Origin of the sequence: Cryobacterium sp. TMT1-19 (genome assembly GCF_004403055.1) — a bacterium.
Taxonomy (GTDB): domain Bacteria; phylum Actinomycetota; class Actinomycetes; order Actinomycetales; family Microbacteriaceae; genus Cryobacterium; species Cryobacterium sandaracinum.
Map to the genome: position 1 here is coordinate 93263 of NZ_SOHB01000021.1, position 14948 is coordinate 108210.

A 14948-nucleotide genomic window follows, 5' to 3' on the forward strand; every position below is an offset into this window, starting at 1 on the left:
CAATAAATAGTGACAGACACTCGACTTCATGTGCGCAACGAGGTATCCTCGTAACATGACGAACCTCGCGGAAGACTTCAGGCAGGCGGCCGACGCCGTCGCGCTGTTGGGTTCCTCGAGCGCCGACCTCGCAGCCCTTCCCGACGCCGAGGCGCTGGCCGGTCAGAAGCGAATCGCATGCGCCCGCCGTCTGCTCGACACCTATGCCGCGTTGATGGCCGCAACCATTGCTGACCGTTCGCGGCCGGAGCTCGGCCATTCGGGGTTGGCCGCGCAGCAGGGGTACTTGTCCCCGGAAGCCCTGATCCAGAACTGGACGGGCTCGTCCAAAGGTGACGCCTACAAACTGGTCGCAGTCGGCACGATGATGGCCGACACCGAGGCGGCCGAGAAGCTGGTCGAGGAGGTGCTCTCGTCGCCCGACACGGATGCCGTCGAGGTCGCCGAATTCGTCGCGAAGGTGCCGTGGCAGGCGCCGATCGCCCGGGCCGTCACCGCCGGCACGCTCTCGGTCGACGCGGCCGAGTCGATCCGCGCCGGCCTCGGCCAGATCGACGCCGCCGTCACCGCCGAGAAGCTCGGAGCGGCGCTGGAGTCCCTGCTGGCCGAGGTGTCAACGTTGAACGCCGACGAGGTCTTCAAACGCGCAAGACGGATGCGTGACCACCTTGACGAGGCCGGCATCGCCGCCCGGGAGAAGCAGGCCCACGACGACCGCTACCTGAAGGTCTACCGGCTCAGCAACGGGAACGTGCGCCTGAACGGCCTCTTCGCCCCCGAAGACGGCGAGTTCGTGCTTTCGACCTTTGACTCCATCACCGGCCCGCGCCGCGGCGGGGTGCGATTCGTCGATAAGGAGCGGGCCGCCTGGGCCGAGAAGATGCAGGACGACCCGCGCAGCAACGCGCAGATCAACGCGGACTCGCTTGTGCAGCTGCTCACGATCGCCGGCGAGGCCGACCCCGGCCGCGTGTTCGGCGGGCGACGCCCCTCGGTGCGCGTGATCGTGACCGAAAAGGCGCTCAAGACGGGGCAGACGGTGCAGGCCGGGCAGACCGGGCCGGATCAGGCGGCCGAACCCGCCGCGCACGGGCAGATCGAGGGCAACCCCGTCCCGATCTCGCAGGACACCATCGACCGGTTGCTCTGCGACACAGGCACCCGTGGCATCAAATTCGACGAAGACGGTCAGATCATCAACGTCGGCCGTGACGAACGACTCTTCACCGAGGCACAGCGCGCCGCGATGGCAGTGCGTGACGGCGGATGCCTTTGGGTCGGCTGCGACCGATCACCGGCCTGGAGCGAGGCCCACCACATCAGTGAGTGGCTCACGGACAATGGGTACACCGACCTCGCCAACGGAGTGCTGCTGTGCCACCCGCACCATTTGCTGCTGCATAATCAGCACTGGAAGATAACCCGCACCAAAACCCAGTACTGGCTGCGTCCACCGGCGGAAGTCGACCCGGAGCAGACGCGTATTGTGTTACAGAGCAAGAGAACAGGGCTGTAGGGCGGGGGTCTGGCCTTTGGTCTCGACAGGCTCGATCAGCGTCGCGGGAACCTCCGGAGGACCGGTCGCCGGGTCTTGACAAGCTCGACCAGCGTCGGGGAACCTTGGGAGGGTTCGTCACCTGGTCTGACAACCTCGGCCGGCGTCAGGGGAACCTTGGGGCCGGGATCCTCCCGGCTCAACCCGGCTCAACCCGGCTCAACCCGGCTCAACCCGGTTCTGCACGGTCCTGCCCGATGCGGCCGCCAGCGCCAGCGCACCGACTCTCCCCGAGCAGTTCCCGGTGCAGCATCGCGGTTGCCACGTTATCCTTCGGGAACCTCATCTCGGCCACGGCGCCGAGCACGACCAGGGAGACTCCGGTCCTCTCGGCAAGCAGGATGGTGCCCAGCGGGAGGGCGGCGAACTTCGCCAGGAGCAACTGGCAGCGCCCGATCGGGTTAGAGACCAGGAGGTCAATGGTGCCTCGGGCATCGGCGCCTGCCCGGACGTCGGCCACGGCATGCCCAACGGCAACCGGATGGTCGTCGTCTTTCCGGCGCCGTTCGAGCCAAGGCAGCCTGACTGTGCGGCGGCCGTCCTCAGCGCAGTTCTGCGCGGCCCGAGATGACGCCGCTGACCGTGGCCACCAGGGCGAAGATCACGGCGACCAGCGGCAGGCCGAGGTCCCACCAGGCCAGCGCGGCGGCCCCGAAGACGCTGATCTCGACGATGGCCTTGCCGAACGGGTCGAGGCGGAAGACCGCCTTGGGCGAGCGGAACAGCGCCCAGAGCACAATGGCGAAGGCAGGGGCGAGGATGCCCATGAGCACGCCCGGCCACGGCAGCGGCCACGCGGTGAAGCCCCAGATGCCCAGGCTGATGAACGCGAACAATTCGAGCAGGAAGCGCACGATGTCGTTGGGGCTGGTACTGGTCGTCGCGCTCGTATCGGTCACTCGCCCCATCCTACCGAGAGGCGGGAGGCTACCTGAAGATGATGGTGCGGGCGCCGTCGAGCAGGACCCGGTGCTCGGCGAACCAGGTGACCGCCTGGGTCAGGGTGCGGCTCTCCTCGTCCTGTCCGATGGCGACGAGTTCGGCCGGGCTGCGCGAGTGGTCCACCCGCACGACGTTCTGCTCGATGATCGGACCCTCGTCGAGGTCGCCCGTGACGAAGTGGGCCGTCGCCCCGATCAATTTCACCCCGCGGGCGTGCGCCTGCTTGTAGGGGTTGGCGCCCTTGAACCCGGGCAGGAAGGAGTGGTGGATGTTGATGGCGCGGCCTTCCAGCAGCGTGCAGAGTGCGGGGGAGAGGATTTGCATATACCGGGCGAGCACCACGAGCTCGATGTCGTGCTCGGTGATGGCATCGACGACGCGAGTCTCGAAGGCCGCCTTGCCGGCGGCATCCGTCACCGGACGCGACTCGAACGGCACCCCGTAGAAGCCGACCAGGTCGCGCAGCGTGCCGTGGTTGCTCAGCACCAGCGGAACCTCGATAGGCAGCTGGCCCCCGCGCTGGCGGAAGAGCATGTCGTTGACGCAGTTTCCGGCGGTCGAGGCCAGGATCAGGGTGCGCTTGGGACGCCCGACGACATCGATGACGGATTCCATGGCGTATCTGCGCACGACCGGGGCGAGCTCGTCCTCGAGATCAGCCTGGCTCGCCGCGGATTCCACCTGCAGCCGCATAAAGAACCGGCCGGTGTCGGCGCTGGTGAACTGCTGGCTCTCGGTGATGTTGCCGCGCGCCCGCACGATCGCGCCGCTGACCGCGTGCACGATACCCGGCTGGTCGACGCAGACGAGAGTGATCACCCAATGGTGGCGCGGGTTCGGTGCAAGGGAAGAGGTCATCGGACTAGGTTACCGGCCCCCTGCCGCACACTCGGCCCGTCGGCTAGGCTAGGTAGCGGTCGGCGCAGCACGCCGGCCCCGGGCGCGCACGTCGGCGCGCAGTCGATCCGGACCGGCCCGCGGCACACCCGCGCTGCCCCTGTCCCCGTCTGTGAGCCACAGAGCCATGTCATTCACCGCACCTATCAACCTGCCCTCGCTGGAAGCGGCGGAAGCGCCGCACGCGCCGGAGAGCATCGCGGCCGCCGCCCGACCCTTCCCCTGGGTGGGCCTGCTCGCCCTGGCCGCCGCCGTCTTCCTCTCCGTCACCTCCGAGATGCTTCCGACGGGCCTTCTACCCGACATGAGCCGGGCGCTCGGGGTCACCGAGGGACAGGTCGGCCTGCTCGTTTCCTGGTTCGCGTTCACCGTGGTGCTCACGAGCACCTCGCTCGCCCACCTCACCCGCCGCCTGCCGCGGCACGGTCTGATTGTGCTCGTGCTCGTGGTGCTGGCGATCAGCAATGTGCTCACCGCCATCGCCCCCAACTACGCCTTCATGGTCGGCGGGCGCATCATCGGCGGAATGGCCCACGGCCTATTCTGGGCCGTCGTCGGCGCCTACGCCGCGCACCTCGTGCCGCGGGAACAGATCGGCCGCGCCGTGGCCATCACCGTCTCGGGCGGCACGCTCGCCTTCGTGTTCGGGGTGCCCATCGCCACCGCCGCCGGGCACCTGCTCGGCTGGCGGCTGTCGTTCCTGGCCCTCGCCGCCCTCATGCTGATCGGCGCGGTCGTCGTCTGGCGGTTCCTGCCGCCGGTGTCGCACTATGGTGCTCGCGTGACGGATGCCACGGCAAGCGATCCGACCGCGGCCGGCAACGCGGGGGCCGCCGCCGCACATACCGCCACTGCTATCGCTGAACCGCGTCGCGACCCGACCATGCGCGCCGTGATCCTGCTTTCCGTGATCACCGGCCTGACCATGGTCGGGCATTACACGTTCTACACGTACATCGCCCCATTCCTGATCGACGAGATGGGCGTGGACTCCGGCGCGGTCGCCCCGCTCCTGTTCGCCTATGGGATTGCCGGCGCGGTCGGCCTGGTGCTCTCCGGCACGGTTTTCGGCCCCCGGCCGCAGCTCGGGCTCGTCATCGGCATCGCCGTGTCGGCGCTGAGCGTGACCGTGCTGGCCCTCTTCGCGGCGACGCTGCCGGTTGCCATCACCGCCTTCGTGCTCTGGGGTCTGGCCTTCGGCATGCTGCCGCCGCTGCTGCAGACGCGGCTGCTGCGTACGGCCTCGCTCCGCATCCGTGACACCGCCAGCGCCATCTACACGACCGCGTTCAACGCCGGGATCGGCGGTGGCGCCCTTCTCGGCGCCGCGCTTCTCGGCTCGGCCGGAATGCAGGCCGTGCCGCTGGTCTACGTCGGAATCCTGGTGCTGGCCTTCGTGCTGGTGATCGTCAGCGACGTCGTCGTGCGCCGCCGGGCGGCCTGACCGACGGCGTGTCGACCTGAAACGGCTGAGACGACACGATTGAGGGGCGCGGAAGCATCCGCACGCCTCAAGCGTGTCGGTTCACCGGCCGCCGGTGTACGGGACCGCTGCGAGGATCTCGATCTGGATGCTGACGTTGGTCGGCGTCGTGTACGCGACGGTGTCGCCGACGTGGGTTCCGATGATGGCCTGGCCGATCGGTGACGAGGGGGAGTACACGTCTACCTTCACCTCAGGGTCGAGGGAGACAAGTTCACGCTCGCCGAGGAGGAACACGGTCGCCCGGGTGTCGCCGGAGAGCATCGCGGTGATCCTCATCCCGGGCTCGACCAGGCCGTCGTCCGGTTTGACCGAGGCCTCGGCCTGGCGGAGGGTCGTGCGCAGCTCCCGGATTCGCTCGGACGTGGCCGCGTTCGGGGTGGGGTCGCTGCCCAGCACAGCGAGTTCCTCGATCAGGAGGGCGAGCGAGCGGGGTGGCAGCCACACCGATTCGGTGGTCATAGAGTTCTCCGTAAATCGCGAGGCAATCTGCCGCGCAGTGATCAATCGGCCATGCTAGCCGCCCCGGCTCCACGCATGGGGGAATCGGCGATCGGTGGCGTGGCGGCTACTCCTCGCGGTCGGTGTCCTTCCGGTCGGCGCCCCGCAGCTGGTCCGACAGCGGGCGGCTGGGGAGGATCGGCACCTGGCCGGTGAACCCCTCGCGGGCGCTCGCGATCTCGAGAATGCGGCCGCGGCAGGCGTACCAGCCCACGATCAGCAGCGGGATGATGATCACGAGCGAGCTGATCGTGAGCGTGCCGACCGGCCAGTCGAAGGCCATCAGCACGAGCACGGCGACGAGGAAGACCAGGCTGGCGTACCCCGTATACGGTGCTCCGAACATCCGGAACGCCGGTCGCTGCAGGATGCCGAGCTTCGACCAGGCGTGCAGGCGCAGCTGGCAGAGCACGATCATGCCCCAGGCGCTGATGATGCCGATGGCGGCCATGTTCAGCACGATCTCGAAGGCCTTGTCGGGCACGACGGCGTTCAGGGCGACGCCCAGCAGGGTGACCACGCCGGTGAGCAGGATGCCGCCGAACGGCACACCCGTGCGGCTCACCTTGCCGGCGAAGCGCGGCGCCGATCCCGCCAGCGCCATCGACCGCAGGATGCGCCCGGTCGAGTACAGGCCCGCGTTGAGCGAGGACAGGGCCGCGGTGAGCACAACCAGGTTCATGATCACGTCGACGCCGCCGACGCCGATGGTGCCGAAGAACGTGACGAACGGGCTCTCGCCGGCCTTGTACGCGGTGTAGGGCAGCAGCAGGGAGAGCAGCAGGATCGAGCCCACGTAGAAGACGGCGATGCGAATGATGACGGTGTTGATCGCCTTCGGCATCACCTTCTCCGGGTTCTGGGTCTCCCCGGCGGTCGTGCCGACCAGCTCGATCGAGGCGTAGGCGAAGATGACGCCCTGCACCACGAGAACGGATGCGATCAGCCCGTTCGGCAGCCAGCCCCCGCTGTCCCCGATCAGGCTGAAGCCCGTCTCCTGGCCGGGGATCGGCGTGCCGAAGATGACCATCCAGGTGCCGACCAGCAGGAAGGCCACGATGGCGAGCACCTTGATCAGCGCGAACCAGAACTCGAGTTCGCCGAACACGCTCACTGACAGAAGGTTCAGGGAGAGCACGACGGCGAGGGCGGCGAGCGCGTACAGCCACTGCGGCACATCACCGAAGGGTGCCCAGTACTTCGCGAAGAAGTTCATGTACAGCGCCACGGCCGTGACGTCGACGATGGCGGTCATCACCCAGTTCAGCCAGTACAGCCAACCGGTGACGAACGCCGTCTTCTCGCCGAAGAACTCGCGGGCGTAGGAAACGAACGAGCCCGACGAGGGGCGGTGCAGCACGAGTTCGCCGAGCGCGCGCAAGATCAGGAACGCAAAGAAACCGCAGATCGCGTACACGAAGACGAGGGAGGGCCCGGCGATGGCCAGGCGTCCGCCTGCCCCGAGGAACAGGCCGGTGCCAATGGCCCCGCCGATGGCGATCATCTGCACCTGGCGGGCCTTGAGGCCCTTGTGCAGCCCCTCATCCTCGTGCACATTGAGGGCGTCCGAGATGTGCTCGAACGGCGTCTCCACGCCACGACCGTGGTACTCGGGGTGGTCAGGTTTAAGAGGGAGTTGTGGCTTCCGGCTTGCTCGCGTCATGGGGCTCTTCCGATAGATCCGGTTTTGGCCAACCCTAGCCGCCCGCGCACGGGGCCGGCGTCCACGGCCTCCGGTAGACTGAATCCGACATTCTGACTTCACGAGAGCCGGGAGGCCGCATGGCGACAATCCTCCTGACTTTTGCTGCCCTGTCCGCGCTCACCCCGATCCTCACGCGGTGGCTCTCGCTGCGTGTTTTCTACGTCATCGCATTGCTCCCCGCGGCCGTCTTCGGCTATACCCTCACCCAGACCCGGGCCGTGTCGACCGGCGGAGCGATCACAGAGAGCGTCCCGTGGATTCCCGCGTTGGGTATCTCGCTCTCGTTCCGCGTCGACACCCTCGCCTGGCTGCTCGCCCTCGTCGTGACCGGGGTCGGCGCCCTCGTGCTGGTCTACTGCGCCCGCTACTTCAGCGCCGACGAGCCGGCGCTCGGGCGCTTCGCCGCGGTCCTGCTGGCGTTCGCCGGCGCGATGTACGGCCTGGTGACATCCGACGACATCGTCGTCATGTTCATCTTCTGGGAGATCACGAGCGTGCTCTCCTACATTTTGATCGGGCATTACACGTTCAAACGGGCGAGCCGCGGCGCCGCCCTGCAGGCGTTGCTGGTGACCACCTTCGGCGGGCTGGTCATGCTGGTCGGGGTCGTCATCCTCGCGGTGGAGGCCGGAACCACGTCGCTCGCAGCGATCGTCGCCGACCCCGTCACCGGCCCGGCTACCACCTGGTCGGTGCTGCTCATCCTGGTCGGCGCGCTGTCTAAGTCCGCGCTCGTGCCCTTCCACTTTTGGCTGCCGGCCGCGATGGCGGCGCCCACCCCGGTGAGCGCCTACCTGCACGCGGCCGCGATGGTCAAGGCCGGCATCTACCTGGTGGCGCGCCTCGCCCCCGGCTACGCCGACACGCCGGGCTGGATGCCGGTGCTCGTCACCCTCGGCGTCGTCACCATGCTGGTCGGCGCGTGGCGTTCGCTGCGCCAGTACGACCTCAAGCTGGTGCTCGCCTACGGCACGGTCAGCCAGCTCGGGTTCCTGATGGTCGTCGTCGGCTTCGGCACCCGGGACTCCGCGCTCGCCGGGGTGGCACTGCTCCTCGCCCACGCCCTCTACAAGTCGGCGCTGTTCCTGACCGTCGGCATCATCGACCACCGGGCCGGCACCCGCGACTGGCGACAGCTCTCCGGCGTGGGGCGCAACGCGCCCGTGCTGGCTGTGATCGCCCTGCTATCGGTCGCATCTATGGCCGGTATCCCGCCGCTGCTCGGCTTCGTCGCCAAGGAGTCCGTGTTCACGGCATTCCTCGAGGCAGGCCTGGCCGGCGACGGATGGGGCTGGGTGGCCCTGGTCGGCACCGTGGTCGGCTCCGTGCTGACGGTCGCCTACAGCGCCCGCTTCTTCTGGGGTGCCTTCGGCACCCGGGTCAGCCTCGCAGACACCGCCCTGCACCCCGCCCGCTGGGACTTCCAGCTGGCGCCGGGACTGCTCAGCGTGGCCACCCTCCTGCTCGGCCCCCTCGTCTTCCTGCTCGACCCGGTGCTGGCCTCCTACGCCGACACCGTTCCCGGCGGCGGCGACTACCACCTCGCGCTCTGGCACGGCTTCGAACCGGCGCTCGCCCTGAGTGCCGTTGTTCTCCTGCTCGGCGCCGTGCTGTTCTGGAAGCGGCCGGGCGTGGCCCGGCTGCAGGGCACGGTGCCGGCCTACATCGACGCCGGTCAGGGCTACGGCTCCACCGTGCGCGGCATCGACCGGGCCGCGGCGCGCATCACCCACTTCGCCCAGCAGGGCGGGTTGCCGCAGTACCTGTCCACCATCCTCGTCGTCTTCGTGCTGGCCCTGGGCTTCGCGGCCTTCGTCAACCGCAGCTGGCCCGAGGAGGTCGTGCTCTGGGACTACCCGGGCCAGGTCGTGATCGCCCTCATCATGGGCGTCGCGGCGGTGATGGCGGCTCGCGTCGGTGAGCGCATCACTGCCGTGCTGCTGGCCGGCGTCACGGGCTACGGCCTCGTCGCGTTCTTCGCCTTCCACGGCGCTCCCGACCTGGCCCTGACGCAGGCCCTGGTCGAGACGATGACCGTCGTCGTTTTCGTGCTGGTGCTGCGCCGGCTGCCGCAGAAGATCGCCCAGCACAACCGGCCGATGCACCGGCGGCGGCGCGTGCTGATCGGCGTGCTGGTGGGCGCCGTGATGGGCACCATCGGCGTGATCGCGCTCGGTGCACGGGAGGCCCCAAGCATCGCGGCGGAGCTTCCGCGCCTCGCGGTCGAGGAGGGGCACGGACGCAACATCGTGAACGTGATGCTCGTGGACATCCGTGCCTGGGACACGATGGGTGAGATCTCCGTGCTGATCGTGGTGGCCACCGGCGTCGCCAGCCTCCTCTTCGTCTCGGGCCGCAACGCGGTCGTGCCCCGGCTGCGCGATTCCCGCAAACGCCGGTCGCTGCCGCACCGTCGCAAGGTCGTCGCCGACCCGGCCGCGTCCTCCGAGGGGCATGCGGTCACTCGCCAGTCCTGGCTCCTGGCCGGCCGTACGGTTGCCGAGAAGGACCGGTCGATCATGCTCGAGGTGCTCGTGCGGCTGCTGTTCTACCCGGCCATGATCGTCTCCGTCTACCTGCTCATCGCCGGCCACAACGCTCCCGGCGGCGGCTTCGCCGGTGGCCTGATCGCCGGGCTGGCGCTCGTCTCCCGCTACCTCGCGGGAGGCCGCTACGAGCTGGGCGAGGCGGTACCCGTCGATCCCGGCAAGATCCTCGGGCTCGGCATCGTGCTGGCGGTCGGGATGGCCGTGGTCTCGCTCTTCTTCAGCGGCATCCCGCTGGAATCCGCCTACTTCGAAACCACGGTACCCGTGCTCGGCCCCCTCTCTTTCGGCACCTCCACCATCTTCGACATCGGCGTGTACCTGGTCGTGGTCGGTCTCGTGTTGGACATCCTGCGCAGCCTCGGCAGCGAGGTCGATCGACAGCAGGAAGCCGGCGAGACCGAGCCGCACCCGCAATCCGAGCAGGGCGCGGTGGTAGCCGGATGAGCGCCTCCCTCACCCTCGTGATCGTGATGGCGGTCCTGTACGCCGCCGGCGTCTACGTGATGCTGGAGCGCAGTCTCACCCGGGTGCTGATCGGATTCCTGCTGGTGGGCAACGCCACGAACCTGCTGATCTTCATCATGAGCGGCCGCCCCGGCAACGCGCCCATCTTCACCGGCACGGCCGCCGACGCTGCGATGGTCGACCCGGTGCCCCAGGTGCTCATGCTCACCGCCATCGTGATCAACTTCGGCATCACGGCGCTCATCCTCGCACTGATCTACCGGTCCTGGTGGCTGGCCCGGCTGGGCGACGAGGGTGACACGGTCACCGACGAGCATGCGGCCGAGACCATGGCAAGCACGGAGAAATCCTTCCGCTCGGTCACCGAGGACGAGGCAGCCAGCCAGGAAGACCTCGACGCGAGCGAGCGCGAGAGCGAGTTCGGTGCTCCTGCCAACGCGCCGGGCAAGGGGATGAAGCTATGAATCTCCTCGTTCCTCTGGTCGTCACGATCCCGCTGCTCGGAAGCGCTCTGACCCTCGCCCTCGGCCGCCGTCGCCCCCAGCAGATCGTGGTCAGCGTGATCGCCCTGACGCTGGTGGCGATCATCGGCGCGGTCCTGCTGGTGCAGGTCGATCAGACCGGCCCCGCCGTCGTGCACGTGGGCGGCTGGGGTGCGCCGTGGGGCATCGTGCTCGTCGTCGACCGGCTCTCGGCGATCATGCTTCTGGTCTCCGCGCTGATGCTGCTCGGCGTGCTCCTGTTCGCCGTGGGGCAGGGCATCGTGGACGGAGACCGGGAAACCCCGGTTTCGATCTTCCATCCCACCTATCTCGTGCTGGCGGCCGGGCTGTTCAACGCGTTCATCGCGGGGGACCTGTTCAACCTCTACGTTGGTTTCGAGATGCTGCTCTCGGCCAGTTACGTGCTGTTGACGCTCGGCGGAACGGGTGCGCGCATCCGTGTCGGTGTCACCTACATCGTGGTGAGCCTGGTCTCCTCCATCCTGTTCCTCAGCTCGATCGCCCTGATCTATGGGGCCACGGGCACCGTCACCATGGCGTTGATCGCCGAGCGGGTGGCGGACCTCCCGCCGGACGTGCAGCTGATCCTCAACCTGCTGCTCCTGCTGGCCTTCTGCGTGAAGGCCGCCGTGTTTCCGCTGTCGTTCTGGTTGCCCGACTCCTATCCCACGGCCCCGGCACCGGTCACGGCGGTGTTCGCGGGGCTGCTCACGAAGGTCGGCATCTACGCGATCATCCGCACCCAGACCCTGCTCTTCCCCGAGAGCCCGCTGTCGGTGCCGCTGATGGTGGTGGCGTTGCTGACCCTGATCGTGGGCATCCTCGGGGCGCTCGCGCAGGCGGACATCAAGCGGCTGCTGTCGTTCACGCTGGTGAGCCACATCGGCTACATGATCTTCGGCATCGCGATGGGCACGCCGCTGGCGATCGCGGCCACCATCTTCTACGTCGTGCACCACATCACGGTGCAGACGACCCTCTTCCTCTGCGCGGGGCTGATCGAGCGGGTGGGCGGCACCACCTCGCTGGCCCGGCTCGGCGGACTGTTGACGGCGGCGCCGTTCGTGGCCTTCCTGTTCTTCGTTGGGGCGCTCAACCTCGGCGGCATCCCGCCGTTCTCGGGCTTCCTCGGCAAGATCGCCCTCTTCCAGGCCGGCGCGGACATCGCCGAACCGGTGACCTACATCCTGATGGGCGCCGGCGCCGCCACCTCGCTGCTCACGCTCTACGCCCTGGCCCGCGTCTGGAACATCGCGTTCTGGCGGGGGGCCGGCGAGGTCGAGGACTACGAGTCGCCGATGCTCGATGCGCTCCTGGTCGACCCGGACGACGAGGGCACGGTCACGACGCGCACCATCTCGCCGCTGATGACCGGCGCGACGACGGCGCTGCTGCTGCTGACCGTCTCACTCACCGTGTTCGCCGGGCCGGTGTTCGCGTTCACCACCCGCGCGGCGGCCAACATCGAGAACCCGGCCACGTACATCGACGCCGTCTTCCCGAACGGCACGCCATGAGCACCCCGAAGCAGCCCCTCGCCGCCATCGCCAACCAGGCGCCCCTGTTCCTGGGTCTCGTGCTGCTGTGGATGCTGCTCTGGGGCTCGTTCTCCTGGCTCAACCTGCTCACCGGCACGCTGCTGGCCACCCTCGTCTCCGTGGGCTTCTACCTGCCGGCCGTGGAGCTGGGTTTGCGCCTGAACCCGTGGTACACCGTGCTCTACCTGATCCGGCTCGGGTTCGACATCGTCCGGGGCTCGCTGCAGGTGGCCGTCCTCGCGCTCTCCCCGCGCTACACACCCAGCAACGCGATCGTGGCCGTGCACCTGCGCACCCGCAGCGACTTCATCCTGACGCTGACCGGGGTGTCGACGTCCATCGTTCCCGGGGCGATCGTGGTCGATGTGGACCGGGTGCAGTCCACCCTCTATCTGCACGTGCTGAACGTGGCGCATCCGGAACAGGTGGAGCGGTTCCGGAACGGCGTATTGGCCGAGGAGCGCCGGATCGTGATGGCCCTCGGGTCCCGGGAAGACGTGGAACGGCTCCACCGGGTGAGCGGCGAGGACCGGAGTGAAAAAGACCAGCGCGCACGCGACCAGCATGCGAATGAGAAACTGAAGCGGGGAGGAACCGCCTGATGCATATCGTTGCCGTCATTGCCGGGGTGCTGTTCGGGGCCGGTGCCCTGTGCGCCCTCTATCGAATCGTGCGGGGACCGACCGTGCTGGACCGGGTTATCGCCTCGGATGTCCTGGTCGCGACCGTGATCTGCGCCATGGGTGCGGAGATGGCATTCAACCGGCACACCGACACGCTGCCGGTGCTGCTGGTCCTCGCCCTCTTCGCGGTGCTCGGCTCGCTGAGCGTCGCCCGCTTCCTGCCCGTGCGGGACACCGAATGAGCGACGAACTGCGCGACGTGATCTCGGCTGTCCTGGTGCTCGCCGGGGCCGTGATGTGCCTCGCGGCCGGAATCGGCGTCATCCGTTTCCCCGACGTACTATCGCGGCTGCACGCCGCCACCAAACCGCAGATCTTCGGCTTCATGGCGATCACGGCCGACGTCGCCCTAAACAACTTTACCGTGGGCACCGTCACCCTCGTCATGGCCATCGTCGTGTTCCAGGCGTTGACCGCCCCGGTCGCAGCGCACATGGTGGGCCGGGCCGCCTATGACACCCACCATGTGCGCGTCGACGTGCTCATAATCGATGAGCTCGGCACCCGGCCCGACTGATAAGATCGACCCTGTCGCGACTGGCGTAGCACGAAAGATGGGTCACCATCGGGGAGCGACTGACACGGTTAGTGACCGCACGCCTGGGCCACGACGATTGATCATCACGTCGTTAAACAAGAAGTCTGAGGAGACCCCGTGCCCGAATCCGTGCCATCCACCGTTCTGCGGTCCACATTCAACGAGCCCCTTGAGGTCGTCGACCCCGAGATCGCCGCCGTTCTCGAGCAGGAGCTCGGACGCCAGCGCGACTACCTCGAGATGATCGCCAGCGAGAACTTCGTGCCGCGCGCTGTGCTGCAGTCGCAGGGCTCCGTGCTCACCAACAAGTACGCCGAGGGCTACCCGGGACGCCGCTACTACGGCGGCTGCGAATACGTGGACGTCGCCGAACAGCTCGCCATCGACCGGGCCAAGTCCCTCTTCGGCGCCGCCTACGCCAACGTGCAGCCGCACTCCGGCGCCACCGCGAACGCCGCCGTGCTCTCGGCCATCGCGACGCCCGGCGACACCATCCTCGGTCTGGAACTTGCCCACGGCGGCCATCTCACCCACGGCATGAAGCTCAACTTCTCCGGCAAGCTCTACAATCCCGTCGCCTACGGCGTCGACCCGACCACCTTCCTGGTCGACATGGACGTCGTGCGCGAGACGGCACTCGAGACCAAGCCCAAGGTCATCATCGCCGGCTGGTCCGCCTACCCGCGCCACCTCGACTTCGAGGCCTTTCGCAGCATCGCCGACGAGGTCGGCGCCCTGCTCTGGGTCGACATGGCCCACTTCGCCGGACTCGTCGCCGCCGGCCTGCACCCGTCGCCGGTTCCCTACGCGGATGTCGTGTCCACCACCGTGCACAAGACCCTCGCCGGTCCCCGCTCCGGTCTGATCCTCTCGCGCGACATGGTGCTGGCGAAGAAGCTCAACTCCAACGTGTTCCCCGGCCAGCAGGGCGGCCCGCTGATGCACGTGATCGCCGCCAAGGCGACCGCGTTCAAGCTCGCGGCCGAGCCCGAGTTCAAGGAACGTCAGGAGCGCACCCTGCGCGGTGCCAGCATCCTCGCCGACCGTCTGATGGCGGATGACTCGCGCGCCGGCGGCGTCGACGTGCTCACCGGCGGCACCGACGTGCACCTCGTGCTCGCGGACCTCCGCAACTCGCCGATCAACGGCCAGCAGGCCGAGGACGCCCTGCACGCGGTCGGCATCACGGTCAACCGCAACTCGGTGCCGTTCGACCCGCGCCCGCCGATGGTCACCAGCGGCCTGCGCATCGGAACCCCTGCCCTGGCCACCCGTGGCTTCGGCGACGAGGAGTTCACGGTCGTCGCCGACGTCATCGCCGAGGCGCTCAAGCCCGACGCCGACATCGAGGGCCTCCGCGCCCGCGTCAAGATGCTCACCGAGGCCTTCCCGCTGTACCCCGGTCTGCAGCAGTAACGTCCGCCGCGCACCCGGCCGCCCTCGACCCGGGTGTCATCGCCGCAGGCTCCGCACCCTGGCGTACGGCCTGCGAACGAATTCGACGGAGATTTTGCTGCGAAAGCCCACTGGAGGCATCCGTCACCGGCGTGTTGCCCAAAATCTCCGTCGAATTCGCACGTGCCTCCGGC

General features: G+C 68.2%; 14 protein-coding genes and 1 riboswitch. Of the genes, 9 read left to right on the top strand and 5 right to left on the bottom strand.

Going from position 1 to position 14948, the window contains the following annotated elements; translation table 11 throughout:
• The first annotated feature begins 55 nt into the window (after window positions 1-55).
• Window positions 56-1516: a DUF222 domain-containing protein gene (locus E3T40_RS05200; RefSeq protein WP_166786583.1), complete on the top strand. Its 1461-nt coding sequence runs from the start codon at window positions 56-58 to the stop codon at window positions 1514-1516.
• Between the two features lie 208 nt (window positions 1517-1724).
• Here E3T40_RS05200 and E3T40_RS16315 read toward each other — a convergent pair whose 3' ends face one another.
• The 3 genes from E3T40_RS16315 to E3T40_RS05215 all read right to left on the bottom strand — a co-directional run bounded on the left by E3T40_RS16315 (window position 1725) and on the right by E3T40_RS05215 (window position 3355).
• Complete coding sequence (locus tag E3T40_RS16315) at window positions 1725-2015, bottom strand: hypothetical protein (protein ID WP_104193844.1); 291 nt, start codon at window positions 2013-2015, stop codon at window positions 1725-1727.
• Between the two features lie 82 nt (window positions 2016-2097).
• The gene (locus E3T40_RS05210) at window positions 2098-2454 is read right to left on the bottom strand and encodes a YrdB family protein (RefSeq protein WP_233193932.1); all 357 of its coding nucleotides are present in this window, start codon (window positions 2452-2454) and stop codon (window positions 2098-2100) included.
• Between the two features lie 28 nt (window positions 2455-2482).
• Window positions 2483-3355, bottom strand: coding sequence for a formyltetrahydrofolate deformylase (locus E3T40_RS05215; RefSeq protein WP_104171818.1), 873 nt, complete (start codon window positions 3353-3355; stop codon window positions 2483-2485).
• 166 nt (window positions 3356-3521) lie between these two features.
• Between E3T40_RS05215 and E3T40_RS05220 the strand changes: the two genes are divergently transcribed.
• Entirely contained in the window at window positions 3522-4838 is a 1317-nt protein-coding gene (locus E3T40_RS05220) for an MFS transporter (RefSeq protein WP_134542834.1), read from the top strand.
• An 81-nt stretch (window positions 4839-4919) separates the two neighbouring features.
• Here the strand turns inward: E3T40_RS05220 and E3T40_RS05225 are convergent, their stop codons facing one another.
• Both E3T40_RS05225 and E3T40_RS05230 read right to left on the bottom strand, forming a co-directional pair.
• Window positions 4920-5339: a GreA/GreB family elongation factor gene (locus tag E3T40_RS05225; protein WP_104100180.1), complete on the bottom strand. Its 420-nt coding sequence runs from the start codon at window positions 5337-5339 to the stop codon at window positions 4920-4922.
• 106 nt (window positions 5340-5445) lie between these two features.
• Window positions 5446-7041, bottom strand: coding sequence for an amino acid permease (locus tag E3T40_RS05230; RefSeq protein ID WP_134542835.1), 1596 nt, complete (start codon window positions 7039-7041; stop codon window positions 5446-5448).
• 119 nt (window positions 7042-7160) lie between these two features.
• Here E3T40_RS05230 and E3T40_RS05235 point away from each other — a divergent pair, with 119 nt between their 5' ends.
• The 7 genes from E3T40_RS05235 (at window position 7161) to glyA (ending at window position 14775) form a co-directional block, all read left to right on the top strand.
• Entirely contained in the window at window positions 7161-10076 is a 2916-nt protein-coding gene (locus E3T40_RS05235; protein ID WP_134542836.1) for a Na+/H+ antiporter subunit A, read from the top strand.
• On the top strand, window positions 10073-10561 hold the full coding sequence (locus E3T40_RS05240) for a sodium:proton antiporter (protein ID WP_134542837.1): 489 nt from the start codon (window positions 10073-10075) through the stop codon (window positions 10559-10561). Before E3T40_RS05235 ends, E3T40_RS05240 begins: the two co-directional genes overlap by 4 nt.
• Window positions 10558-12117: a Na+/H+ antiporter subunit D gene (locus tag E3T40_RS05245; protein WP_134542838.1), complete on the top strand. Its 1560-nt coding sequence runs from the start codon at window positions 10558-10560 to the stop codon at window positions 12115-12117. The genes E3T40_RS05240 and E3T40_RS05245 overlap by 4 nt, the downstream gene beginning before the upstream one ends.
• Window positions 12114-12740 (top strand): Na+/H+ antiporter subunit E, encoded by a 627-nt coding sequence (locus E3T40_RS05250; RefSeq protein ID WP_134542839.1) that lies wholly within the window; start codon window positions 12114-12116, stop codon window positions 12738-12740. Before E3T40_RS05245 ends, E3T40_RS05250 begins: the two co-directional genes overlap by 4 nt.
• Window positions 12740-13003, top strand: coding sequence for a monovalent cation/H+ antiporter complex subunit F (locus tag E3T40_RS05255; RefSeq protein WP_104100174.1), 264 nt, complete (start codon window positions 12740-12742; stop codon window positions 13001-13003). Before E3T40_RS05250 ends, E3T40_RS05255 begins: the two co-directional genes overlap by 1 nt.
• Window positions 13000-13338 carry a monovalent cation/H(+) antiporter subunit G gene (gene mnhG, locus E3T40_RS05260; protein ID WP_104171824.1) on the top strand — a complete coding sequence of 113 codons (339 nt, stop codon included), beginning with the start codon at window positions 13000-13002 and terminating at the stop codon, window positions 13336-13338. Before E3T40_RS05255 ends, mnhG begins: the two co-directional genes overlap by 4 nt.
• A 6-nt stretch (window positions 13339-13344) precedes the next feature.
• Window positions 13345-13434, top strand: a riboswitch (ZMP/ZTP riboswitch).
• Window positions 13435-13476: 42 nt separating this feature from the next.
• Window positions 13477-14775 carry a serine hydroxymethyltransferase gene (gene glyA, locus E3T40_RS05265; RefSeq protein ID WP_134542840.1) on the top strand — a complete coding sequence of 433 codons (1299 nt, stop codon included), beginning with the start codon at window positions 13477-13479 and terminating at the stop codon, window positions 14773-14775.
• Window positions 14776-14948: the final 173 nt, after the last annotated feature.